The following is a 433-nucleotide window of genomic DNA, read 5'->3' as shown; positions in this document are numbered from 1 at the left end:
GAAACTCGAATCGAAAACCCCCGAACCGCTAACCCGCGACCTTCCCCCGACTCCCGCGCTCCCGAACTTCCACCACATCGAACCCGCTCGAAACAAAAAATACTCCGAAACGTCAAAACCCAAAACCCACGATCCTAAAACGCCCTCCGATCCTCCGCCCTATCGCGAAAACAACGTTTTAAATCCCTCGCCGCACAAAAACTCCTACGAAACCCCCTCTTACCCCACCCACCCAAAACCGTCAAAACTAACCGAAAACGAACAACCGACCCAACCGCGCGAAACCTTTCTCTCACAACGCCCCCACCACGATCGCTTATCCCGACCAAAACCCGACCGAAAAAACAAAAAAACGTAAAATATAACGAATCGAAAAATAACCCTATTTTACCCCCGACTAACACTAAAAACGACGACCTAATCTCGAATAAAA

1 protein-coding gene is annotated in these 433 nt (G+C 49.4%); it reads left to right on the top strand.

The genetic code is table 11. The features are described from left to right. Positions 1-358, top strand: a 358-nt coding sequence (locus EXT43_RS20795) for a hypothetical protein (RefSeq protein WP_205990978.1), incomplete at its 5' end; no start/stop codon positions are given. Positions 359-433: the final 75 nt, after the last annotated feature.

This window comes from Pseudoalteromonas sp. CO109Y (genome assembly GCF_004208935.1).
In the GTDB taxonomy this organism is placed as follows: Bacteria; Pseudomonadota; Gammaproteobacteria; order Enterobacterales; family Alteromonadaceae; genus Pseudoalteromonas; species Pseudoalteromonas shioyasakiensis.
The sequence above is the reverse complement of the archived record's forward strand: the minus strand, read 5'-3'. Positions and strand labels throughout refer to the sequence as shown.